We start from the raw sequence: 18,788 nt of genomic DNA, 5'->3' as shown, positions 1-18,788 counted from the left end.
GGAAGCCCTGTCCTTTCATTCAATGACGATCGGGGGGATCGTCGTGCGAAGACTGTCGCGGAAATGAGGCGGGCCACCGGCGACGATGCCGGTGGCCCGAAGGATTACAGCGACTTCAGGGTACCCTTGGGCAGCACGGAGGCCACGGCGTTCTTCTGCACGTTGACCACGGTGCCTTCGGCGATTTCCATGCTGATGAAGTCGTCGGTCACCTCGGTGATGCGGCCCATCAGCCCGCCGCCGATGACGATTTCGTCACCTTTGGAGAGGTTGGAGATCAACTGCTTGTGCTGCTTGGCACGCTTGGACTGCGGGCGCCACAGCAGGAAATAGAAGATCAGCACGAAGCCGACCAGCATGATGATCTGGGCAATGCCACCACCGCCAGGTGCGGCTGCATCCTGGGCGTGGGCCGCAGGGATGAAAAAGTCCAGCATGGATGGTTCTCCGAAGTTGCGCGATGGAAGTCGCGAGAGTTGCGATGTGAACGGGTGATACGTTACGAGACTTATCCGGCCCGCCGGCGTCGCCACCGGCCAGCGCGTCTCTTGTCAGTCGACCCCGGGCGGTACGGGAAGCCCCCGCCGCCGATAGAATTGTGCTACGAAGTCGGCCAATGTACCCGCTTCGATAGCCCCGCGCAAACCGGCCATCAGGCGCTGGTAGTAGCGCAGATTGTGGATGGTATTGAGCATCGAGCCGAGCATTTCGCCGCACCGATCGAGGTGGTGCAGATAGCCGCGCGAGAAGTGCTGGCAGGTGTAGCAGTCGCAGTCCGATTCCAGCGGCCGGGTGTCGTGGCGGTGGGTGGCGTTACGAATCTTGACCGTGCCCTCGGCGGTGAACAGGTGGCCGTTGCGCGCGTTGCGGGTCGGCATCACGCAGTCGAACATGTCGACCCCGCGGCGCACGCCCTCGACCAGATCCTCCGGTTTGCCCACGCCCATCAGATAGCGCGGCTGCTCTTCCGGCATCCACTGGGGTAGATAGTCGAGCACGCCGATCATCTCCTCCTTGGGCTCGCCCACCGAGAGACCGCCGATCGCCAGGCCATCGAAGCCGATCTCGAGCAGCCCTTCCAGCGAGCGCTTGCGCAGATCCGGGTACATGCCGCCCTGGACGATGCCGAACAGCGCCGAGGGCGAGTCGCCGTGGGCCTCGCGCGAGCGCTTGGCCCAGCGCAGCGAGAGCTCCATCGACTTCTGCGCTTCCTGCTCGGTGGCGGGGTAGGGGGTGCACTCGTCGAAGATCATCACGATGTCCGAGCCCAGCGAGCGCTGGACCGCCATCGACTCCTCCGGCCCCATGAACACCTTGGCGCCATCCACCGGTGAGCGGAAGTGCACGCCCTGCTCGGTGATCTTGCGCATGGCGCCCAGCGAGAAGACCTGGAAGCCGCCGGAGTCGGTGAGGATCGGCCCCTGCCACTGGGAGAAGTCGTGCAGGTCGCCGTGGGCCTCGATCACCTCGGTACCCGGGCGCAGCCACAGATGAAAGGTATTGCCGAGGATGATCTCGGCGCCGATCGCCTCGACGTCACGCGGGGTCATCCCCTTGACCGTGCCGTAGGTCCCCACCGGCATGAAGGCGGGGGTCTCCACCGTGCCGCGGGGGAAGGTCAGGCGGCCACGCCGGGCGCGGCCATCCTGACCCAGGCGTTCGAACTTCATGAAGCACTCTTGTCGCATAGGATTCTCTGTCTCTCGGCGCGTCGGCAATCGCACGCCACGCTCGGGCCCCTCGGGGCCGCTGAATGTCTTTCGTGCTATTTCTCTACGCTCGGCGACCTGGCCATCTCGTTAGCGCTCGGCGAGCCAGCGATCGGCTCTCTATTGCTCGGGTCGCCGGCACTTGCGCGATACGTGCCCGGGCGATCACGCGTCGCGGCGGGTGAGGAACATGGCATCGCCATAGCTGAAGAAGCGGTACTCCTCTTCCACCGCAGCGGCATAGGCGCGCATCACGCTTTCATAGCCGGCAAAGGCGGAGACCAGCATCAATAGCGTCGACTCCGGCAGGTGGAAGTTGGTGACCAGGGCATCCACGCAGCGCCAGCGATAGCCGGGATAGATGAAGATGTCGGTCTCGCCGCGGTAGGGCGCCAGGCGCCCATCTTCCTGGCTGGCACTCTCCAGGCAGCGCACGCTGGTGGTGCCGATGGCGACGACCCGCTTGCCCGCCTCCCGCGCGCGATTGACGCTGGCGCAGACCTGCTCGTCCACCTCCAGCCACTCGCTGTGCATATGGTGCTCGCGGATATCGTCGACGCGTACCGGCTGAAAGGTGCCGGCGCCCACGTGCAGGGTGACGAAGGCGATCTCGACCCCCTTGGCCCGCAGCGCCGCCATCATCGCCTCGTCGAAGTGCAGGCCGGCGGTGGGCGCGGCGACCGCGCCCTCGCGGCGGGCGTAGACGGTCTGGTAGCGCTCGCGGTCGGCGAGTTCGTCCTCGCGGGTGATATAGGGCGGCAGCGGCATATGGCCGTGCTGTTCGAGCAGCGCGATCAGCGGCGTCTCGCCGAGGAAGCGCAGCTCGAACAGCGCGTCCTGCCGGCCTTCCACCACGGCGTGAATACCGCCCTCGAAGATCAGCTCGGTGCCCGGCTTGGGCGACTTGCTGGCGCGCAGATGAGCTAGGCCGCGATGGGCATCCAGCGGGCGCTCCAGCAGCATCTCCACCTTGCCGCCGCTCGCCTTCTGGCCGAACAGGCGCGCCGGGATCACCCGCGTGTCGTTGAACACCACCACGTCGCCGGGTTCGAGATGCCCGAGCAGATCGGGGAAGCGTTCGTGCGCCAGCGCCCCGGAAGGGCCGTCGACGCACAGCAGGCGGCAATCGGTGCGCTGCTCGGAAGGGTAGCGAGCGATCAACTCGTCGGGGAGATCGAAATGGAAGTCGGCGCGCTGCATGGCACTCATGAATCGGCGAAAAAGGATGACGTGACCGCAGCCTGGCGCGGCCACTCGAAGCGAGCCGCTGCCGCGGCCTCGAAGGCCGCCGGGCGACCCAAGCGAGGGCGCCATGATAAAGCAGGCGGGGAGCGAAGTCAGCGCAGCGATTGACGCAAAGGCCGGGGTCCGTATAATGCCACTCCGCTGCCGGCGTGGCGGAATTGGTAGACGCAGCGGATTCAAAATCCGCCGCTGGAAACAGTGTGTCGGTTCGAGTCCGACCGCCGGCACCATGTGAAATCAAGCATTTAGCGTTCCCTTCCTCTCAGCTTGATTCTTCCCTTTTTTGGCACGTGTCCACTTTTTGTCCATACACCTTGGGCGCGTACTTGATGGCGTCCGTCAGGTGATCGGGCGACAGGTGCGCGTAGCGCATCGTCATCGTAATGGTCTGGTGCCCCAGTATCTTTTGCAGCGTTAATACGTCCCCGCCATTCATCATGAAATGGCTGGCAAAGGTGTGGCGTAACACGTGCGTTCTCTGCCCCTTGGGGAGCTGAATTCCCGCTTCCTTGATCGCATCCGAAAACGGGTTATAGCCCGTGGTCGGGAAGAGTCTACCGATGCGCCGACCGTGCGCGACCAGCGTCTGATAAAGCTCCTGAGGCAGCGGGATGGTGCGGTTACGACCGTTCTTGGTGCCGGTGAAGGTGACACGACCGTCGCGGAGGTTTTCGGCGCGCAGATATTGGGCTTCCGACCAGCGGGCACCGGTGGCGAGGCATAACCGGGTGATCAGGGCGGCATCCTTGTTGGTGCGGCGGTCCAGGATCGCGAGTAGGTCGTGTATCTGCGACTCGGTGAGATAGCTCAATTCGGTTTCGTCGACCCTGATCGGCTGGATGCCGGCAAACGGGTTGGGGAGGTGCCACTGGCCGAGCTTGGCCACGCGATTGAACACGGCCCGTAGATGCGCCTGATCGTGGTTGGCTGTGGTCGGGGTGATGCCTTCCGCGAGTCGTAGCTGGCGAAACTGGGCGGCATCCATCGGCGTGATGGTGCGTGCCAGTGGGTTACCCATCTTGCCGGCGAGTGCCAGGAGCTGATGATAGCGACGCTTACCGTCCTTCAGCGAGACGCCGTGGAAGTCGTACCACATCTGGATGAGATCAGAGAGGCGACGGTTGTCACGCTTGGTAGGCGTGTAGCGGCTACCATCGGCGACCTGGGCCAGTATCTTGCCTTCGAAGCGTCTGGCTTCGGCCTGCGTCTTGAACGTCCGGCGTACCCGCTTGCCGTCGGCCCCGTTGGGGCGAATGTCGACCTTCCAGCCTTTCTCGGTCTTGCTGATCGCCATCAAGCCGCCTTCCCAAGTAATCGTCGCTCGACCAGCCGTTGTTCGATGAGCTGGCGTAGCTGTCCCGCATCCAATCCCCGTCGGCGGTAGTAGTTGGCGATGTCGTCCCAGGCCCCGCAGCGGGAGAGTCCTTGCATGGCTTGCTGGATGGTGAAGCCCTGGCGTGCGTAGAGGGAGATGAGATTACCCACGACCAGGGCGACGTTCTTTTCGTTGCCGAGCCCCGGGGCCTTGCGCGCTCGCTTGTAGAACAGGTGGGGTTCGTGGTCGTAGAAGCGGGCGTCTTCCTGCAGGAGCTGCCATGCGCTGTCGATCAGGTCACGCGAGTGGTCGAGCCGATACTTGCCCATGGCGGTGCGCCAGAGGCCGGTGAGGTGGGGCACGGTGTCGGTGAAGCGCTTGAAGCCGTGGGCCATGTCGAGGCATTCACCGGTGTCGACGTTGCAGGGGGTGCCCTGGGCGAACTCACGCAGCACCGACTGGTGAAAGCGCATCTCGATTCGCCATACGTCCCGCTCAGGGTCGTAGTCGGAGGCCATGGGGTCATCGCTGGCCGACTGCTGCCAGATGCTTTCCCAGAAGTGGATTTTGTCGCGGTAGTGGGCCTCCTTGGTCTTGTTGTAGAGGCAGCACTGTAGGGCGCCCGCGGTGCCGAACATGAAGGTTTCGGCGTTGCCGTAGGAGGTGGCGATGTGGCCGTGGTTGAAGCTGAAGTCGTCGATGCCGTTGATGCGCGTGACTTTCTTGGAGCGGGTGATGAAGCGTTCGAGGAAGTCGGCGGGGGGCTGCCAGCCCTGGACGTCTAGCGCGAGGTGGACGGCACAGCCCATGGGCTCGACGTAGGCGAGGAGCTGCTTGGCGATGCCATCCATGTAGGCTTGCACGTCGGCGGTGCTGTGCTCGTGGATGAAGTGCGGGGAGAGCTCGATCTTGAGGTGGGTGCCGATGTCTTCGGCCTTCACGTGCCGGGCGTAGAACAGGACGATGACGCCCAGGTCGTTGTTCTGCAGGCGATAGCGGAAGCCGCTTTGGGTGTTGCCCGCGCCGACGCTCCAGGTGGTGCCGAACAGGTCCATGGTGGCGCCTCGACCTTCGCGGTAGACCTCGATGATTTGATCGAACAGGGCCATGCAGGGCTTGCCCGCGTAGAGCTGGCGCACGGTGTCGACGCCGGCGTGAAGGAGCTTGATGTTGCCGTGGTTGCGCTGGCCCTTGGGACTGATGAACAAACGCCCCTTCTCGTCCTGCGTGCCTTTGGCGAGCGATGCCAGCGAATAGCGTTCCCAGGTCTTCATTGTCGAATACTCCAAAACTGTCCGTAGTGAGCCGGTATGGTCAGATCGATAGTCGGTTAGCGAGACGTGTTACAGGGCGGGTCTCGCCCGCGTGCGTGGTGCGGTCCGTCCGGTGGGGCGGTCCTCCACGCACGCGGTCAAGCCCCTGCCGATGACAGGACACAGAGCACTGCCAGGTGCGCCGGGTAAAACGGCAGCGTCAGCCAGCGAGGGAGTCGATCCCAGGGAATCGGTGATCGCGGCGCGCCCAGGATGACGACGGTGGAGAGCGCGGCGAACAGCGCGGCTGGGGTGGCGCCGTAGTGCATGAGCGGCCAGACCAGGAGCGGAAACAACCACAGCGGCGGGGCGTAGCAGGCGGCGGCAAAGGCGAGGACGAGGGCATAGGCGGGAAAGCCGTACTCGACCCCCGGGGTGAGCGCACAGAGGCCCATGGCGAGGGTGAGATAGCCCGCCGACCGGCGCCGGAGGCCGGTGATGAGGAAGGCGGCCCCGGCCAGGGTGACGCAGATGTTGGCGAGCAGCGCGTGACCGGTGAGCACGGCGAACGGGAGCTGCGCGATCAAGGCGATGATGAGGATGCGCCAGGGGTAAGGCCCGGGGCGACGGGTGTGCAGGGCGTTGTAGGCGACCATGAAGCAGAACAGCGGGAGCGCCATGCGGCCTACCGTGCCTCGCAAGCCCAGCTCCAGGGGGAAGGCTATCGAGGCGTGGTCGAGCGTCATGGTGAGGATGGCCAGCGTCTGGATGATGGCCATCGCGGAGGCGTCGAAGCGCGCGGGTGATTGGCGCAGGCTATGAGATCCACCACGATCGGTGACGAAAAAGCTATCGAGGGTGCGGGCGATCATAGGTGTAGCTCCTCGACCAGTTGGGGTAGCCCCATGGCCATGGCGTTGAGGCAGGTGGGCATGGAAACGTCGAGACGCCGCCCGTCGCGGGTGTAGAGGCGGCATTCGTCTTCTCCGATGCGCACGCCCCCGGCCGCCAGAACGCGGGTGTCAGCCGGTGGCGCGGCGCGGGGCGGTGCCTCGGTCGGCGTCTTCACGCTGACGACGGCGGTGGACTTGTCGGCATCGGCGGCTTCGGCGTCGCTCAGCAGCGTGGAGACGGTGCCGGCAAACGCCCAGTAGACCGCCGCCGCTGCCGCGAGGAAGACGAAGGGGGCGACAAGCAGGATGCGCGGCAGGCGCTTTTTGACCGTGTGCATGGAGGCCGACTGGTACATGGCGAAGACTTCCTTGGGGTAGCGCCAGATGGTCTGTTCGCAGTCGGCGTCCTTGCGATGCGCGGCGGGCGATAGGTGGCACTGCCCTTCCCAGCGACTGACGACGGCGCCCTGCAAGCCGCCCTTGCGCATGAGGTGTTCGTGAACGTCGACGAGCGCGCGCACGTCACCGGTGAGCTGTTGCGGGTTCTGACAGGTGAGGATGAAGTCGATACCGCGGTGGCGGTGGGTCTCGAGCGCGGCGATCTCCGGGGGCGGCGAGCCGGTGTTGCGGTAGCGGCGCCAGCGCTGCTGACATTCGTCGATCAGGACGATGGCGCCATCGGGGCAGGCCATCCATTCCTCGGGGATGGGTGACTGTGCCTTGAGGCCGTTGACGTTGCCGAACAGGGGGCGATCCTGGCCGCCTTCGGTGGTGAGGAGCTTGCGCACGGTGTCGACGGCCCTCAGCGTCTTGCCCGCGCCGGGCACCCCGGAGATGAGATGAATGGCCATTAGCCTTTACCCCCGGTGATGGCGGCGCCGGGCTTGAGGCTCCAGGCGTTCATGGTGGCGCGCAGCAGCAGCGCGGAACCGATGGCGGAGAGCGCCACAGGGAAGCCGGCGAGTTCCATGAACCAGAGAAACTGGCCGACCCCGGAGAGGTAGCTGGAGACCTGGTTGAGTAGGCCGGAGATCATCGCCGAGCCGATGGTGGTGAAGACCACCAGCGAGGAGATGCGCATGAGCATCGAGCCGACGAGGTAGGTGCCGAAGCGGGTCAGGATCGAGACGAGAATGGTCCACATGGGTCTGCCCTCTCTACGCGTTGGAGCGAACGCCGAGCACGATATAGAGCGCGGCGATGAAACCGACGGCGATCACGGCGCCACGAATCCAGCCGGCGAAGTCGCAGATCGGTTGCCAGTTGAGTTCGAAGCTGCCCCAGCCGAGCGGCAGCGGGATCAAGGCAGGGGCGGGACAGGCGCCGGCGCCCAGGCCGACGTCGTAGTCGGGGAGCGTGTCGATGACGTCGACTTGCCACTGGGGTTCTTGGGGTGGGAAATCGGCGTCGCCGTCGGGCGGCGGCTGGTTGATCTGGTCGAGCAGTTCATCGCTCGCGGATTGCCCGGGGGCAGTGGCGGTATCGGGGTAAGGCTTGTCTTCGCCGGCAAGCTGGGCCTGCTGGTTGGCGGCGGTCTGTAGCGCGGTCTTGGCCACCGCCGGGGGGATGTTGCCGCTGGTGGAGAGCGTCTCCCAGTCAGGGAGCTTGGCGATCTCCTGCTGCCACTCGGGGACCGGTTGCGAGGCGTCGTAGATTTGCTGGGCGATCTCCGGGGAGAGGTTCTGATCGACTGTGCTCCAGTCATAGTCATCCGGCACGGGCACATTCTCACCAGCAGGAATGGTCTTCTCGGGCGTGTTAGGCGGTCTATCCGAGATGATCGGGGAGACGGAATAGATATTGTGTCTAGACAGTTTGCCTTTGAAAGCAAAGAACAGATCAGAATCACGAGTAAAGACACTCGTGAGCGACATGGTGTCGCCGATATAAGCCCCATAAGCATCAGCACAAGCGGAAGCAGCGGAAAAGGCAGTGGCGGCATAGTGCGAACCAGCGTAAAAACACGAATACGTGTAGCCCTTACCGGCGTGGTTAAGCTGAGCATAGTTCGGTGGTAGTTCAACAGCGGACTTTTCACCCGGCATCATGACTTGGCCAGTATCTGCATCGAAGACGAGCCCCGCTATCTCATAGGCCGCAATCAACGTGCTCAGACCCGGCACGGCGCGTTTGAGCAGAATCCCCCCGGCTTTGCGGAAGACCGATTTTTTGACCACGGTTTCGGTCGACGAATACAGCACGCGGCCACCGGGTAAGCCGCGCGTCTTTTGCTCTGTCGCGATCACCAGGCTATCCAGGGTGGGGCCGGATCGGGCGCGAATCGAGTCGACCGTGGTGCGTAATGACGATGGGTTGGCGGCCAAGGTCAGTGGTGAAACAAGAGCCAGGCACAGCCCAAGAAGGCAATAATGACCAAACTGCCATCGCTGAAATCGAGCATGGTTCATTCCCCTGATCTCCATGAGCAGTCGCAAAAAGGCCCACCGAGTCGATGGGCCTCCAGATCAACCACGGGTCGGTGAGCCTACAGCGCGCGGCGGATGAGCTTGCCGACCTTGATCGCGGCCAGCACGCCGAGCACGGCGGCCATGACGGCACCGACCGTGGCAGCGCCCGCGGTGATGGTGGATGCGGCAGAGGAGCCGGCATCGCTGCCACCGCTGTCACTGGCGAAGGCGACGAGGGGAAGCAGGGTGGCGGTGGAGACAGCGGCCGCCTTGCCTGCCAGCTTGGTGATGCGGAATTGCCCTTGTTTGATCAGCTTCATGTCTGCGTTACCTCAGGTCTATGGCTTTAGCGATGGCTCTGGCGACGAAGGCCAATGCCCAGAGCCCCAGAATTGCCGTGGCGATCTTGAGACCGTCTTCGGCACTCATCCCACTCACGGAGTGGACGAGATCGGCCGCGTCGATCCAGCCAGTGCGATGGCACTCGCCGAGTTCTTCACTCCAATCGACGCAGACTTGAACTTTCATGGTTACGCCTTGGGCGCTTCGGCCTTGGCGCTGGGCGCGGCGCTGCTATGCCCGGTGCCCTTGGGGCGGCGCACGGCGATGACGTGCATCGAGGTGGTTTGCTGCCGGTTCTGGCCGGCGCGGACCATGCGCAGCTCGATATCGAGTTCGAGGTTGCACGGCAGCTCGGCCCCGGCGTTACGAATCTGCTCGACGATGGAAAAGTCGGCGGACATGTCGGAGCACTGCATCCCGACTTGATCGTCGTTGTCGGCGTCGACTTCGTTGATGACGCTGAGCTTGCCGCCCTTGCGGCCATCGAATTCGTAGCGGGAAGCACCGGAAACGCGGGCGATGATGGTGTTGATCATGGACATGGTGAGGTTCCTTCAGCGTGGGTATCGGATAGCCAGGAGGTGGCAGTAGTGCGCGAGTAAGGCGAGTTCCGTTAGGTCGGTCGCGTCGGGGTCGTGCATGCGGGTTAAGTGTTCCGCCTGGGCGTAGAGCAGGGCGGCGTGGCCGTAGTCGCGGCCTTGGAGACACCGCTGGGCCCGCTCCCTCAAGGCTCGGGGCTCCGGGCAGGCTGCTACCTGCGCCGCCACCGTGCCCATCGATCGAGTCGCACGGCAGTCGACCCCGACCCCGCTGTCAACCGGCGCTGCGCTTGGTGTGACAGCGGGGCCGTGGCCGACTCGGGGAGCCGCGCGACCGATGGGCGACGGGTGACGGGCAGGCAGCCACATGACTTAGGCCCCGGCGTCCGGGCGGGCCGGGTTGGTGGTGCCTGCCAACGGCGAGCGGTCGCCGCTTTCGAGCAGGGAGAGGCCGTATTGCATGAGCCGTTCGCCCAGGGCGGAAGGCGTCAGGCGGTTGGTGCCAGCCTGAACCAAGAAGCGCGAGTGGTCGCTCTGGTCCAGGAACACACGAACGGGCTGTTTCTTGGTCGTGGTCATTGGGTGTTCCTCGTGGTGGGGACTGCGTGGCGATGACCGCCCGAGAAACGCGGTACGGTCGGGGGAATAAAAAGCGCCCAGGCACTGGCAGAGGCAGGCGACGGGGGGAGCGAGCCACCGGTGACCTGGGCGAAGGGGAACGCGGTATTGGCGGGGCGTGGGTCGGCCCCGGCCTGGATGTCGGCGGCAGTGACGCGGCGATAGCTGCCGTCGGTGTAGTGCAAGAGGTTGAAGGTCAACGCCGGGTAGACGTTGAAGACGCGCTTGGGGGAACGCGCAGCGGGCACGGGCTCAGGCGATGCGCATTCAGGAGTGAACGCGAGATCGCGAGAGCCGTTGCCCTGGCTGGGGTCATTCCAGGTGCGCTGGTCGATCAGCACGCGGGACAGGCGGCGCTGGGCATCCAGGCTATCGAGGACGAGCTGGTAGAAGCTCTTGGCACACTGGGAGTGGCAGATAGCCCGAGCGCGAGACCTCAGTTGCCGGTAAGCCAGACGTAGAGCAAGCCGAGACACAAGACGTAGGGCAGCGGATCGATCAGCGACGGGGACATAGCCGCGAGCCTCGCGAAGACGAGTAGGAAGCCAGAACGCGCGATGGAAATAGACAAAGGCGGCGCCGGTAGCGTCCTGCCCGATATAGCCCGCGTATAGGCCATCCAGGTAAAAGCCGGTGCCCTCAGAGGGGGCGTCGGCGACGAGGTGGGCGAACGTGACCTGGATCATGACCAGTCCTCCGCCTGGAGGCATTCGGCGTTGAGCAGCGCCACATTGACCATGCGACGGCGGCCGACCTTGAACAGCGGCAGATTGCCCAATTGGAGCTGGCCCTTGACGGCGCTATAGGACATGCCGGAAAGCTCGGAGAATCGCTCGATGGTCATCACGGGCACGGTGGCCGGGACCTGGGGCGCGTTGCTCTTTTCCATGGCGGTATCAGCTCGTTTTGGCTCGCTGTGGTATGTTTCTGGGTGTTGTTGTCCATTGCGATTGCTGTGCTCTATTCAGGGTGGACCTAGAAATGAGCACAGCTTGATTTGAAGTGTACCCAGAGATAGGCACATGTCAAGCGACCTTGCACACAAAATTCGTCTCATCCGCGAAACGGAGACGTCGGGCCGCGCAGAGTTCTCAGAACTGATTGGTGTGCCAAAGAAAACGCTCATTGGGATCGAGCAGACAGGGCGGGTGCCGAAAGGGGACCTACTGTCCGCGATATGCAACCTTTGGCCGAAGTACACGCTGTGGCTGATGACTGACCAGGTGAACGAAGAAGCAGGGCAGATAAGCCCAGAGATCGAGAGGGCGCGTCAGACGCTCAAGAAGACAGGCACGGATACCGAGTCGCGAGACGGGTAACGGCGCGCTGGTACCGGGGAACAGGGAATCAGTGATGGGCGGGCGGAAGGAGAGAGCGCGTTAGACGCTCAACTTTCTCAAGGATCTACAGACGACAATTTATGTAGTTGAATAAATCTGTGGAAGACAGCAGAGGGGGATGCTCATGCCTGAAGAGCTGATGCACAAGCTGTATGGGGAATTCTTTCTGTTCGTCGGAGGTATGCTTGTACTTTCGTTCTCTTGGGTTATCATCGAGGCGAAGATAAAGAAACGCTTTTTTAGAAGTTCCAAGAAGCGAAGGTGATGAGAGAAAGGGCGCGTTAGATGCTCTAAGCTCCAATGGTCTAACAGTTTATAAACTCTTAAAATTATTCACGGGGAAATATTGTGATCCAAGAAATTAACTTGTGCTTAATGCGTTTTGAAGATCGCGCAGAAAGGATTACTCCTAATCAGGTTGCTGATACTTTTGTACAAGTGGGTCCGCTGATTAATTTGTTGGAGTCGAGGAATAACCAAATTATGTATGGTAGGAGGGGGGCAGGTAAGACCCACGCCATGCGTTTTTTTCAAGCAAAAAAAATAGAAGATGGTGATATAGCTATATTTGTGGATGCTCAAGCAATTGGCTCGAACGGTTCTATCTATAACGACGAGTCTTTGCCTGTTAGGGAAAGAGCGACGAGACTATTAGTAGATGTCTGCTCGGAAATGCACCATCAACTGTTAGAGATATTTACGGACCCTGGCAGTGACTGGGATTTGTCGCAGGTTCTCCCTGTGCTGGATCAGTTTGTCAATGGATTTACAGAAACCAGGGTCGAAGGAGAAACAGAGTCTCAAACGAGTAGTGGGACTTCTGAACATGTCAGCGAGAATATGGGAATAACGGCAGGCAATATCGAAAGTCCCATAAAAGCAGGAGCTCAGTACGCCACAGCTAATAGCTCTAGTACTGAAGAGATGAGCAGGAAAAAGGGGGTTGAAGAAAGCTGGATTGATTTCAGTTTCTTTTCAAGATCAATTAGGTCGTTGGCGTCAGCAATAGGCACTAAAAGGCTTTGGGTTTTGATTGATGAATGGACGACAATCCCTCCAGATATACAGCCACATTTGGCTGATATGTTGCGTCGATCAATGTTTAGTGTGCCAAATATAAGTCTAAAGGTGGCTGCAATCGAGCACAGGTCCCACTTTAAGAGAGACAGTGCAGGGGGTGGTTATATAGGTTTCGAGCTCGGTGCTGATATTGCTGCAAATATAAATCTAGATGATTATTTGGTTGTTGATAACGACGAGCAAAGAGCTAAAGAGTTTTTTAAGAATTTCGTCGTTAACCATGCTAGAGCAGCAGCTAAAGATATTGGTGTAGAGTTGCCGAGCAATGCCGAAATAATCAACTTGGCATTTACTCAAGAAAATGTCTTTCTTGAATTCGTGCGTGCAACAGAGGGTGTGCCGCGAGATGCCATGCGGATTTTATCATTGTGCGCACAGAAGTCTCACCTAAGTCCTATATCAATGCCGGTAATTCGCTCTGCAGCATATTCATTTTTCACCACTGAGAAATATTCGGCAATTAATGCAAATCCGGAGAACAGGATACTGCTAGACTGGATTAGAGACGAGGTTATTGGTAATAGACAAACGAGGGCGTTCCTACTGCCGGTTGGTACTAAAGATATTATTATTGACAGATTGTTCGATCAAAGGGCTTTGCATATTTTAAACAAGAGCCGTTCTGCAGCCCACAGGCCAGGTGAAAGATTTATTGTTTATAAGTTGGATTACGGGCTTTACGTTGATCTTATAAATACCGATAGAAATCCTCAAGGGTTGTTGGTGGGCCAGGAGCACGGTGGAGATATCGACTTTGACGTGCCTTTGGACGATGCGCGCTCGTATAGAAGAGCAATTCTGGATTTGAGTGAATTTTATAAAGAGCATCCCGAAATAGGTTGATTTTACTCATGTGATCATTTGCACGAAAAATCGGCAGATACGGTCCTTAGAGTTTCGAAATGCCGTATCTGCCTATGATTTCCATGGCGAGGGTATCAAGAGATTTCTTTTTAGAACGCGTTGCCCACGTTAAGAGGACATAGCTAGCCATAGCAGACCAGCTTGAAGGAGGCAATCGACTGATTTCTATAGGAACGAGCTCTAATGGACAGCTAAGGATTTGCTCTCATAATCCCTTGACCACATTGTGTCCACCGCCACTGTCCAGAACGAGCTGTAGCCACCCCGTCGGCGTCGCTAAGCGCTTGAGTTCGAGGGAAACCAGCCAGAACAGGCCGGAATACCTCGCGTTCAAAATCCGCCGCTGGAAACAGTGTGTCGGTTCGAGTCCGACCGCCGGCACCATGTGTGAGATCAGTGGCTTAGCGCCACATCCCCCTGAAAGACCTCCCCCCTTAACGTTTTTGGTCGCAGTCTGGTCGCGCGCTCGCGCCCGGGTATACCAGCGGCGTCTATTTGCTCGTTCCATCATCTCGCCCGAGCCTTTGGGTATACGCTGCCTGTGGCAGCCAATAGCGCCTGTTTCTTCTGTATCTACCTGCCTTCTCTTCGACACCGGCCGCTCTGGCTTGTCTTCATTTCCTCTATCTATCTTCTCAAGTCACACCGTCCAGACCGCCTAATGTAGCGATTGATGAGAGCAGTCGCTGTGGTATGTTGCCGATTAGCCACAAGCGGCAGGGCCTCGTTTCGCTTGATGTGCGAGCAGAAGGGCACGGATACCGACTCGCGAGACGGGTAATTGCGCGCTGGTACCGGGGAACAGGGAATCAGTGATGGGCGGGCGGAAGGAGAGAGCGCGTAGACGCTCAAAATGGCCAAGGATCTACCGATGAAAAATAGAAAGGGGTCCGTCGGGGGAATTGCGCATGTTGGGGAACATCTCAGAAGGTCTTATGCTGACGGGGGGCGGCACAGCAGTCGGTAGCTGGTTAGCGCTATGGCTGACTCCCTCAAAGCACATCACAAGTATGATATGGATAGGCATATGTGGTGCAATATCCGTAGTCGCTTTTATTTGCTGGGTTTATATCGGATCATTTAAGGCGCTAATTTTGGTGTCGGAATGGCCAATATTGGGCTTTATTGTTGTATCAATTGTGGCATATAGTGTTTTTTTTGCTGCAATTGAGCCCATTTGGATTGGTATAAACAGAAGGCTTCGATCATCGTGGCATGATGTCGAAGAGACAATGAAGACGGTTGCGGAAGAAGTCGATAAATACGAGAAAAAGAAAGAGAGGGATACTCTTGATAGATATTTTGATGAATGGGGAAGTCGACAGAACAAAAAGCGAAAAGAGCCCAGGGTAGGGGATCGGAATTTATCTGAAGAGTTGATGGAGCGAGGCGATGCCTATGTCTCAAAAGCGCAGGTGATGACGCCATCGGAGCAGCTTGCCTACCGAGTCATAGAAGAGAAATATCGAGATCGGTTTTTTGTGTTCGCGCAGATGCGCGTTGTGGATGTGATACAACCTAATACGGCATTGCATCCGAAGAACTCCAAAGAATATAACGCTTTGTTTAGACAACTCTCTCAATGGCACTTCGACTTTGTGCTGTGCTATCGGGAAGATTTCCGGGTATGTTGCGCTATCGAGTTAGATGACCCGAGTCACCAGCAGAAAGCAAGGCAGAAGCGGGATAGGATACTGAACCAAGCCTGTGAGGCGGCCGGAGTGAGATTGGAAAGAATGATGCTTAATTATGATAGGAAATTGGTGGAGAGAGTTAATGAAAAGTAAAGAAAGTGAAGTGAGTGAACGTCTGTGTATAAATTGCAGGTTAGAAAGGACGGAAAAAATTGTGGAGGAAGGGAAAAAGCTGAAAAATTGTATGTTTTGGGTGTGTTCAGTTTTGCCCATCTTAGTTGGTATTGCATTTTTTCTTCTTCCAATGCTTGATTGTGTGCATAGCTATTGGTTCTTTAAAAAGGTGCCTGCAGCAATATCAAGCCTGGATATCTCTATTCTTGTAGGGGTTCTGGGTATCCTAGGCTTTTTTATGAGCAAAGAGGTTCTTGTTTCTAGGATAAAAATAATAATTCTTATGGTGGTGTTCTTTGTGGAGTCAGTGTGTGCTCTTGTTGGCCTAGTGTTTTCGGTTGCGCTAGCTGTAGATGCGAAAGCATCAAAAACGGACATCGCTATCTCGCTTTTTTTTACGGGCTGGTACAGTGTTTGTGTGATTGGTATGGCTATATGCGCATATAGCATAATAAAAGCCGGATTGTGGTACAAGTTCGATACGTCTATAGAAGATCTTAGGAAAAACTTGTAGCGCTAAGGGCTGGGGTGAAAAACCTCTTAATCTTGAGGTGTGACTATTGACTGGGTTTGGTTGCAAGGCTTTTTCTTTCGGTTTCTTTGTCTGGCTGCGTTTAAATAAGCTGAAGGTAAGAATATCTTTGTTGCTTTTATAGTGTGAGTCTTGTTGTGTAATTGGCTTGCCAGTCGTGTTAACGCATTTAGACGCTTACTGGCTTTTTGAAATACAGTTAGTGGGTGTTTTTTCTAACGCAAACAATTTTTGCCATCCTTGGGCTAGAATTCGAAATCGGTTGACCACATTGTGTCCACCGCCACTGTTCAGAACAAGCTGTAGTCGGCCCATTGGCGTCGCCAAGCGCTTGAATTCGAGGGAAACCAGCCAAAACAAGCCGGAATCCCTCGCGTTCAAAATCCCTCATTAGAAACCGCATGCCTACGCCTGATTTGATCATCGCTGACCTCGTTGGCGTGAGGGCGACACTGGGCGTCTTCCCCCGTTGGTAGATGTTCATTTCTGTACATTGATCGCAAGCGTGTTCCCAAACCACGCCCCGCGCCTGCCCGTCGGCGACACCAACCTCGCAGCTTCCACTCTTGCGGATCATAACCCTGAAAGCCAGACCTTTCCTGCTTTCCGGCTGGCGTCACGAGCGCCATTAGACTAAAGCCTAGCAGCTTATATGACAGAAATATGACAGTTTGCGCGTCCGTTCGCTTTCGAAAGTGAACATCGTGCTCGCCTGCCTGTCGGCGAGTCGGCCGGTGGGGTATCGGCACTCATTCCGTGTTCACGAGGTAATCATGCTAGGCATCTTCAAGGCGGGTGGCGCGGCGGCGCGGCTGCCCGAGGCGCGTATCGATCCGGTCTATCGGCGGCTGCGCTGGCAGATCTTCGCTGGGATCTTCTTCGGCTATGCGGGCTACTATCTGGTGCGCAAGAACTTCACCCTGGCGATTCCGCATCTGGTGGAGCAGGGCTACTCGCGTGGTGATCTGGGCGTGGCGCTGGCCGGTGTCTCGGTGGCCTACGGTATCTCGAAGTTTCTGATGGGCGCGGTCTCCGACCGCTCCAACCCGCGTATCTTCCTGCCGACCGGGCTGCTGCTCTCGGCGCTGATCATGTTCCTGTTCGGCTTTACCGACTGGGCCACTTCCAGCGTGGCGATCATGTTCGTGCTGCTGTTCCTCAACGGTTGGGTGCAGGGCATGGGCTGGCCGCCCTGTGGCCGTACCATGGTGCACTGGTGGTCGCAGAAGGAGCGCGGGCGCATCGTCTCGACCTGGAACATCGCCCATAACGTCGGCGGTGGGCTGATCGGGCCGCTCTTCATTCTGGGCATGGCCTGGTACAACGACTGGCACTCGGCGTTCTACGTGCCCGCCGCGGTGGCGGTGGGCGTGGCAGTGTTCGCCTTCCTGACCATGCGCGACACGCCCCAGACCTGCGGGCTGCCGCCGATCGAGGCATACAAGAACGACTACCCGGAGGGCTACGACGACTCCCACGAGAAGGAGTTCTCCACCCGCGAGATATTCGTCGAGCACGTGCTCAAGAACCGGCTGCTGTGGTACATCGCGCTGGCCAACGTCTTCGTCTACCTGCTGCGCTACGGCGTGCTCGACTGGGCGCCCACCTATCTGCAGGAGGTGAAGGGCTTCACCGTCGATAAATCCTCCTGGGCCTACTTCCTCTACGAGTGGGCGGGCATCCCCGGCACGCTGCTGTGCGGCTGGCTTTCCGATCGGTTGTTCAAGGGCAACCGCGCGGCGACCGGGATCACCTTCATGGTGCTGGTGACGCTGTTCACCGCGCTCTACTGGCTGACACCGCCGGGACACGCCATGCTCGACATGTTCAGCCTGATCGCCATCGGCTTTCTGATCTATGGCCCGGTGATGTTGATCGGTCTGCATGCGCTCGAGCTGGTGCCCAAGAAGGCGGCCGGCACCGCGGCGGGATTCACCGGCCTGTTCGGCTATCTGGGTGGCTCGGTCGCCGCCAGTGCGCTGGTGGGCTACACCGTGGATGCCTACGGCTGGGATGGCGGCTTCGCGCTGCTGATCGGTGCCTGTGTGCTGGCCATCGTGCTACTGGCGATGACGTCGCGCCATGCCGCGCGCTGATCGCCCTCTAAGTTATTGACGACCAAGCTCTCGACGAGCGAGAACTAGACCACCAGCGCCCCGATTGCCTCGCAGTCGGGGCGCTGGCGTCTCTGGCGAATCGATAGCCGCTTCAGAAGCACTAAGCTGTACAGAATAAAATTTCTGTACAAGACTTGTGCCATTAAGCGGCGCGGGAATTGGCCGCGTTCTGGCTGCAACGCCTGGGAGGCGACGATGACATTTCAGGAATTGGTAACACTTGCCCGGCAGGGCGGTATCGAGGAGCTCCATGTCGAAAAGCTCGAGGGCGATCTCTTCCTCTATCGAGCGGTGACTGCGGCGGGCAGCGAGGTGATTCAAAACGAATCGGGCGGGGTGCTGCGGCCCGCCTCGCTGCAGGATGCGCGCAAGCGGCTGCGCCATGCCGGGGGTTTCGATGGCGTGCCTCTGTATCTGGTCCAGCAGTCGCCGTACGACGAGATGATCGGTCTGGAAGGCGAGCAGGAGGCGCACAAGGCCCCTATGTCGCTGCATACCGGTACCTGAGGGCAAGAGGCGCCGGGGCACGCGACGATGGTCGGGCGCGTGCCTGGCCATTCGAACGTTTTGCCGACGCAAAAAAGCCCGAGGCGTTGGCATCGGGCGGAAAGATCGCTCAGAGAAGCGACCATGAACGCGGTGGGGGCGGGCCGTTCTTGCCGCTCGCCATGGGATCGTGATGGCATGAATCATGCGCCAAGATGGCGCGATTTGCACTATTTAGC

General features: G+C 59.2%; 21 protein-coding genes and 2 tRNA genes. 8 read left to right on the top strand and 15 right to left on the bottom strand.

Features of this window, described 5'->3' with window-relative positions; all coding sequences use genetic code 11:
- Positions 1–104: 104 nt before the first annotated feature.
- The 3 genes from yajC to queA all read right to left on the bottom strand — a co-directional run bounded on the left by yajC (position 105) and on the right by queA (position 2,909).
- Complete coding sequence (gene yajC, locus J0A90_RS05285; protein ID WP_035475913.1) at positions 105–437, bottom strand: preprotein translocase subunit YajC; 333 nt, start codon at positions 435–437, stop codon at positions 105–107.
- A 114-nt stretch (positions 438–551) separates the two neighbouring features.
- A complete protein-coding gene (gene tgt, locus J0A90_RS05280) occupies positions 552–1,670 on the bottom strand; it encodes a tRNA guanosine(34) transglycosylase Tgt (RefSeq protein WP_207032003.1) in 1,119 nt (372 codons plus the stop codon).
- A 204-nt stretch (positions 1,671–1,874) separates the two neighbouring features.
- On the bottom strand, positions 1,875–2,909 hold the full coding sequence (gene queA, locus J0A90_RS05275) for a tRNA preQ1(34) S-adenosylmethionine ribosyltransferase-isomerase QueA (RefSeq protein ID WP_035475918.1): 1,035 nt from the start codon (positions 2,907–2,909) through the stop codon (positions 1,875–1,877).
- A gap of 188 nt (positions 2,910–3,097) precedes the next feature.
- Between queA and J0A90_RS05270 the strand changes: the two genes are divergently transcribed.
- Positions 3,098–3,184, top strand: a tRNA-Leu gene (locus tag J0A90_RS05270).
- Positions 3,185–3,216: 32 nt separating this feature from the next.
- Here the strand turns inward: J0A90_RS05270 and J0A90_RS05265 are convergent.
- From J0A90_RS05265 to J0A90_RS05210, 12 genes are all read right to left on the bottom strand, one after another.
- Complete coding sequence (locus tag J0A90_RS05265; RefSeq protein WP_207032000.1) at positions 3,217–4,248, bottom strand: tyrosine-type recombinase/integrase; 1,032 nt, start codon at positions 4,246–4,248, stop codon at positions 3,217–3,219.
- Entirely contained in the window at positions 4,248–5,543 is a 1,296-nt protein-coding gene (locus tag J0A90_RS05260) for a hypothetical protein (RefSeq protein ID WP_207031998.1), read from the bottom strand. The genes J0A90_RS05265 and J0A90_RS05260 overlap by 1 nt, the downstream gene beginning before the upstream one ends.
- A gap of 137 nt (positions 5,544–5,680) precedes the next feature.
- A complete protein-coding gene (locus tag J0A90_RS05255; protein WP_207031995.1) occupies positions 5,681–6,394 on the bottom strand; it encodes a TraX family protein in 714 nt (237 codons plus the stop codon).
- Positions 6,391–7,266 carry a zonular occludens toxin domain-containing protein gene (locus J0A90_RS05250; RefSeq protein ID WP_207031993.1) on the bottom strand — a complete coding sequence of 292 codons (876 nt, stop codon included), beginning with the start codon at positions 7,264–7,266 and terminating at the stop codon, positions 6,391–6,393. Before J0A90_RS05250 ends, J0A90_RS05255 begins: the two co-directional genes overlap by 4 nt.
- Positions 7,266–7,559: a DUF2523 family protein gene (locus tag J0A90_RS05245; protein WP_035470996.1), complete on the bottom strand. Its 294-nt coding sequence runs from the start codon at positions 7,557–7,559 to the stop codon at positions 7,266–7,268. The genes J0A90_RS05250 and J0A90_RS05245 overlap by 1 nt, the downstream gene beginning before the upstream one ends.
- A 13-nt stretch (positions 7,560–7,572) precedes the next feature.
- Positions 7,573–8,823 (bottom strand): virulence factor TspB C-terminal domain-related protein, encoded by a 1,251-nt coding sequence (locus J0A90_RS05240; protein WP_207031991.1) that lies wholly within the window; start codon positions 8,821–8,823, stop codon positions 7,573–7,575.
- 77 nt (positions 8,824–8,900) lie between these two features.
- A complete protein-coding gene (locus J0A90_RS05235; RefSeq protein WP_207031989.1) occupies positions 8,901–9,143 on the bottom strand; it encodes a major capsid protein in 243 nt (80 codons plus the stop codon).
- 7 nt (positions 9,144–9,150) lie between these two features.
- Positions 9,151–9,351: a hypothetical protein gene (locus tag J0A90_RS05230; protein WP_207031987.1), complete on the bottom strand. Its 201-nt coding sequence runs from the start codon at positions 9,349–9,351 to the stop codon at positions 9,151–9,153.
- A gap of 2 nt (positions 9,352–9,353) precedes the next feature.
- Positions 9,354–9,707: a hypothetical protein gene (locus tag J0A90_RS05225; protein WP_207031977.1), complete on the bottom strand. Its 354-nt coding sequence runs from the start codon at positions 9,705–9,707 to the stop codon at positions 9,354–9,356.
- Positions 9,708–10,076: 369 nt separating this feature from the next.
- Positions 10,077–10,283: a hypothetical protein gene (locus J0A90_RS05220; RefSeq protein ID WP_035471008.1), complete on the bottom strand. Its 207-nt coding sequence runs from the start codon at positions 10,281–10,283 to the stop codon at positions 10,077–10,079.
- Positions 10,280–11,008, bottom strand: coding sequence for a hypothetical protein (locus J0A90_RS05215; protein WP_207031975.1), 729 nt, complete (start codon positions 11,006–11,008; stop codon positions 10,280–10,282). The genes J0A90_RS05220 and J0A90_RS05215 overlap by 4 nt, the downstream gene beginning before the upstream one ends.
- Positions 11,005–11,211, bottom strand: coding sequence for a DNA-binding protein (locus J0A90_RS05210; protein WP_233076518.1), 207 nt, complete (start codon positions 11,209–11,211; stop codon positions 11,005–11,007). The genes J0A90_RS05215 and J0A90_RS05210 overlap by 4 nt, the downstream gene beginning before the upstream one ends.
- A gap of 133 nt (positions 11,212–11,344) precedes the next feature.
- Here J0A90_RS05210 and J0A90_RS05205 point away from each other — a divergent pair, with 133 nt between their 5' ends.
- The 7 genes from J0A90_RS05205 to J0A90_RS05175 all read left to right on the top strand — a co-directional run bounded on the left by J0A90_RS05205 (position 11,345) and on the right by J0A90_RS05175 (position 18,570).
- Entirely contained in the window at positions 11,345–11,641 is a 297-nt protein-coding gene (locus tag J0A90_RS05205) for a transcriptional regulator (protein ID WP_207031973.1), read from the top strand.
- Positions 11,642–12,010: 369 nt separating this feature from the next.
- The gene (locus J0A90_RS05200; RefSeq protein WP_207031971.1) at positions 12,011–13,585 is read left to right on the top strand and encodes a hypothetical protein; all 1,575 of its coding nucleotides are present in this window, start codon (positions 12,011–12,013) and stop codon (positions 13,583–13,585) included.
- Between the two features lie 287 nt (positions 13,586–13,872).
- Positions 13,873–13,990: transfer RNA gene (locus J0A90_RS05195), tRNA-OTHER, on the top strand.
- A gap of 524 nt (positions 13,991–14,514) precedes the next feature.
- Positions 14,515–15,393: a DUF2726 domain-containing protein gene (locus J0A90_RS05190; RefSeq protein WP_207031970.1), complete on the top strand. Its 879-nt coding sequence runs from the start codon at positions 14,515–14,517 to the stop codon at positions 15,391–15,393.
- Entirely contained in the window at positions 15,383–15,928 is a 546-nt protein-coding gene (locus J0A90_RS05185; protein WP_207031968.1) for a hypothetical protein, read from the top strand. The genes J0A90_RS05190 and J0A90_RS05185 overlap by 11 nt, the downstream gene beginning before the upstream one ends.
- 791 nt (positions 15,929–16,719) lie before the next feature.
- Positions 16,720–18,042 carry a glycerol-3-phosphate transporter gene (glpT, locus tag J0A90_RS05180; RefSeq protein ID WP_035475924.1) on the top strand — a complete coding sequence of 441 codons (1,323 nt, stop codon included), beginning with the start codon at positions 16,720–16,722 and terminating at the stop codon, positions 18,040–18,042.
- A 216-nt stretch (positions 18,043–18,258) separates the two neighbouring features.
- Positions 18,259–18,570 carry a DUF6482 family protein gene (locus J0A90_RS05175; protein ID WP_207031966.1) on the top strand — a complete coding sequence of 104 codons (312 nt, stop codon included), beginning with the start codon at positions 18,259–18,261 and terminating at the stop codon, positions 18,568–18,570.
- Positions 18,571–18,788: the final 218 nt, after the last annotated feature.

The organism is Salinicola sp. DM10, assembly GCF_017306975.2.
Taxonomy (GTDB): domain Bacteria; phylum Pseudomonadota; class Gammaproteobacteria; order Pseudomonadales; family Halomonadaceae; genus Salinicola.
The sequence above is the reverse complement of the archived record's forward strand: the minus strand, read 5'-3'. Positions and strand labels throughout refer to the sequence as shown.